4 protein-coding genes are annotated in these 4,609 nt (G+C 45.1%); all 4 read left to right on the top strand.

Annotated features, from left to right (window positions below; translation table 11 throughout):
- The coding region (locus AC1DUA_RS24635; protein WP_477502271.1) for an ABC transporter permease at positions 1–582 on the top strand (582 nt) is incomplete at its 5' end.
- A gap of 175 nt (positions 583–757) precedes the next feature.
- Positions 758–3,256 carry an NEW3 domain-containing protein gene (locus AC1DUA_RS24630; RefSeq protein ID WP_477502272.1) on the top strand — a complete coding sequence of 833 codons (2,499 nt, stop codon included), beginning with the start codon at positions 758–760 and terminating at the stop codon, positions 3,254–3,256.
- Positions 3,257–3,342: 86 nt separating this feature from the next.
- On the top strand, positions 3,343–4,092 hold the full coding sequence (locus AC1DUA_RS24625) for a creatininase family protein (RefSeq protein WP_477502270.1): 750 nt from the start codon (positions 3,343–3,345) through the stop codon (positions 4,090–4,092).
- 21 nt (positions 4,093–4,113) lie between these two features.
- A partial coding sequence (locus tag AC1DUA_RS24620) for a lyase family protein (RefSeq protein ID WP_477502269.1) occupies positions 4,114–4,609 on the top strand: 496 nt, incomplete at its 3' end.

Below are 4,609 nucleotides of genomic sequence, written 5' to 3'. Positions count from 1 at the left end.
GTCATATTTGGCGTAGCGGCTGCTTACGCGATGGTTCGTTTGAAATTCAAAGGAAAATCGTTAATGGACATTTTTATTATGCTTCCATGGGCGCTGCCAGGTACAGTTGTAGGTATTAATCTGATAGCTGCATTCAGTACGCCGTCAATATTCAGCTTTAACCAAGTATTGGTAGGAACCTTCTGGATTTTGCCTATCGCCTATTTTGTTCGCCATTTACCTCTGGTTTTCCGCTCGACGTCCGCTACCTTGATACAAATGGACGCTTCCACGGAAGAGGCAGCACGCAATTTGGGTGCTACCTGGTGGTACAGCTTCCGGCGCGTGGTTTTCCCGATGGCGCTTAGCGRCATACTGGCCGGGACATTGCTTGCGTTCGTGGATGGCATTGGCGAATTCGTAGCTTCAATCTTGCTTTTTAAAACAAGCACAGTTCCCATCTCAGTAGAAATATTTCAGAGAATGTACTCTTTCGAATTCGGCACAGCTTGTGCATATGGCGTTTTGCAGATCGTGCTGATTATCATTGTTCTCTTTATTTCGCGTAAGATTACAGGGGATAAAGCAGGTAGCGCATTCTGACGATTACTGATGATCTTCAAGCAGATTCGGTCATATCGTGGGAACACCTAGGAGTTCATAACCACGTCATGATATACAGCGGGAAATTGGCCATTTCTTGCCGTGTGAGATTGGAATGATCAAAGGAGGAGTTCAATTGAGTGGTAAGTCGAAATCAAGCCCCAAATTAGTATCGATGATGACGAGCGTTGCGATCGCAGGAAGTATGCTCTTACCTGCAATGGCAAGTCCTGCTTATGCAGAACGAGGCGTAGTAGATCTATGGAAATCGATCAAGCCGTTAGCGACCATTGCAAGTGCCATGAATACCGGTGCCCATCCAGATGACGAGCACAGTGCTGTGCTTGCTTATCTTTCTCTTGGCAAAGGCGTCAATACTTTCAGCGTTATTGCAAACCGTGGCGAGGGCGGGCAAAATGAAATCGGCAGCGAGCTGGGGAATCCCCTGGGAATCATCAGAACGCGCGAACTGCAAGAAGCCTCTAAAATCACTAACGTAACACTAGGTATGCTTAGCGAAGAAATCAATGATCCGATTTTTGACTTTGGATTTTCTAAAAGTGTAGAAGAAACGCTTCAGCATTGGGGAGAGTCCGTTGCGTACGAACGGTTGATACGTAAGATCCGTGAGGATCGTCCGGATGTAATCATTCCATCATTCCTTAATGAAGATTCGACGCATGGCCATCATAGAACGATTAACGTTCTTACTGTTCGGGCTTACAAGGATGCCGCTGACCCGAATGTATTCCCTGAGCAGCTAAAGAAAGGTCTGCAGCCTTGGCAGGTTAAGAAGTTATATTTGCCAGCAGATGCCAAGAAATATAACGTCATGGTTCCAGTAGGTGATTATGATAACATCTACGGCGCCTCTTATGTGCAATTGGGTGAGGAATCGCGTTTTATGCATAAAAGTCAAGGTATGGGTAGAATCGTAGATGAAGGTCCCTCCGGTAATTATTATACGCTTGAATCAAGTACAGTAAAAACGAATGATAAGGAAGCAAGTTTCTTTGATGGCATTGCATTTACTTTTGCCGACCTGGCTAAAGAGGTTGAAACCAAAGGCAAGGATAATAAAGTAACGAAGGACTTACAGCAGCTGCAAAAAGACAGTGAAGAGGTTATTCAGGCGTATCCAAACTTCACGGAAGTGGCTCGGGAAGTTCACGAAATGAAAAAGGATGTCCAAAACGCCTTGGCAGATGTGAAGTCTTCCAGTCTTGAACAAGCCGTGAAGGATGATTTGTTCTATCGTTTGAACGTGAAAGACGCGCAATTGAACAAAGCTAGTATGGAAGCCACTTCGCTGGTTGTTAAAGTAAAGCCAGAAACGGGTGAGCTAGTAGCCGGGCAAACGACCAAAGTCGTAGTTTCTGCCTTCAACGGTGGCAATGTAAACCTGAAAAGCATTCAACTAAACTTGAATGTTCCACAAGGGTGGGAAACAAAGGCTGCAGGGCCGGTTACCTTTGATTCGATTGGCAAAAATCAAACAGTTTCCGTTACGTACAATGTAACCGTACCTAAGGATGCTGCGGAGTTCAAGCCTTATGCGGCGCCGAACCTAACGGCTGATGTTACATACAAGGCGTTTGATACATCAAGTACGGTTAGAGCAGTTCCGCAAAATGCGGTCGCAATTCTTCCAGCGTATGCGATGTCTCTTAGCCCTAGTGCAACTGTATTTAATACATTGAAATCGGATGAAGCGATCCCGGTTAAGGTTACAGTACGTAATTATACGCAAGGCGCCTCCAAGGCATCTATTTCTTTGAACTTGCCGGAGGGCTGGACGGCTGAGCCGTCTGTAGAAGAGGTGAGTTTTGCTGCTAAAGGCGAAACCAAATCCGTATCCTTCACGGTCAAAGGCTCCTCCAATGTGGCCACAGGTAAGTACTCGATTACGGCGGTAGCTAAGAATGAAGATGTTCAAAGCAATGAAGGCGTTCAAGTGATTTCCTATCCGCATATCGGTACAACGTATTTGGTTCAACCGGCCGAACTAAAAATTCAAGCGTTCGATTTGGCTGTTCCGCAAAATTTGAAAGTTGGATACGTGTCAAGCGGTTTTGACAACATTGATGAATATTTGCGTCAAGTAGGTGTTAATGTTGTGAAGCTGGATGACAAGGCAATCCAATTCGGCGATCTCTCTCAATATGACACGATTGTTCTTGGCATTCGTGCATATGCATTCCGTCCGGAGCTGATTCCGAGTAATCAACGTCTGTTGGATTATGTGAAGAACGGCGGGAACCTCGTGGTTCAATATCACAAGCCTGAAGATAAATGGAAGCCTGAGCTTGCACCTTATCCGATTAAGATTGGTGAGCCGTTAATTAAATGGCGGGTAACCGATGAAAATTCCAAGGTAACGATGCTGGCCCCGGATCATCCGATCTTCAATTACCCAAATAAGATTACAGATGCAGATTGGGATTCGTGGATTCAGGACCGTTCCGCTTATAATCCTGCAGAATGGGGCAATGCGTACACGGAGTTGATTTCTAACGGAGATCCGGGTGAAAAAGAATTCACAGGTACTTTCTTATCAGCTCCTTACGGAAAAGGTGTTTACACATATAGCTCGCTGGTTTGGTATCGTGAAATTCCAAATTTAGTTCCAGGCGCAATTCGTATGTTCGTTAATATGATTAGTCAAAAACAGTAATATAGCAGTTAGCTAACCAAGTACATATGGAGGGCACGCTCAGTGTTCTCCATATGTATCATGAATTCGGAGGTTGTTCAGGGGATATGAATGTAATGAATGTTCATGGGCGAGAGGTAGATGAAGTTAAGAATACAGCGCAATTTGCAGTGGTTCCATTGGGTTCTTTAGAATATCATGGACCACATTCACCGTTGGGTACGGATGTTATCTTGGCTGAGGGCTTTGCACAAAAGGTGGATTTTGCTCTTAAGCCCTTAATCTATCCTGTAATATCGTATACGCCTTGTCCAGGCAAAACCAAAGATTATCCTGGTACGGTTTCGGTCCGCCCATCTGTCTTCATTGAATACTTATCAGACGTCGTAGACGGAATTTGTCAGTTGGGTATTCGAAATATTGTCTTACTCAATGCTCACGATGGCAATATGGGTCCTTCCCGGACTGTAGCCGAATCCATCACCGGTAAATATAAAGACGCGAGCTTCTTGTTAATCAACTGGTGGCAAATGGTTGCGACTGATTTTTCTGAGCATATGGGGTTATTTCACGGGACTGCGGGCAGAGGCCATGGGGGTCCATACGAAATGTCTGCCGTTAAGGCTTTTCGACCGGACTTGGTTTCCGTACAGGATTCAGATTTGGAATTAGATTCATGTCCGCCTTTAACTTCAATGCCCTATGTTTTAGTGGAGGGTACCCCTCAAGGATGGGATGGATACACAGGTAAAATTAGGCAAACTTCCTATGAAGCCGGAGAGGCGTTCGTGGAAGAAGCTGTCAGAAATATGAATCAACTAATCATGAATTGGCTTGGGATGAGAGCAAAAAAATGATAGGAAAGGATGAATTGCAAAATGGGATATCGTGAACAACTGCTGCAATCGGAAGGATCATCTTTCCCGGGTAAAACGTATACGGAGGTTGTTTTGGAGCCAGCATTTAATGAAGCTAAAGAAAATCTGCTAGGCCCTATGATGGCAATCAATAAAGCACATCTGATCATGCTGCGTGAGCAAAACCTGATCACGGAAGAAGAATCCAGACAAATAGCTAAAGCCATTCAAAGTCTTGATGTGGAGGCTCTGCGCCACAGCACCTATACCGGAGAGTTCGAAGATTTATTCTTTCAGGTCGAGCATCAGCTGCTGGCACATGCTGGGGATATTGCTGGCAATTTGCATCTTGCGAGAAGCCGCAATGATATGGGAATTGCGATCTATCGAATGGTGCTCAGAGAGAAGTTAGCGGTGACACTGTCATCTGCACTTCTCTTGAAGGACCATTTACTGGACTTTGCAGAGGAACATTTGGGCACGGTGATGATTGGCTATACACATACGCAGCAGGCTC

This window comes from Paenibacillus sp. 01T422 (assembly GCF_056398785.1).
Note: the sequence above shows the minus strand (reverse complement) of the source record. Positions and strands in the feature narration are given on the sequence as shown.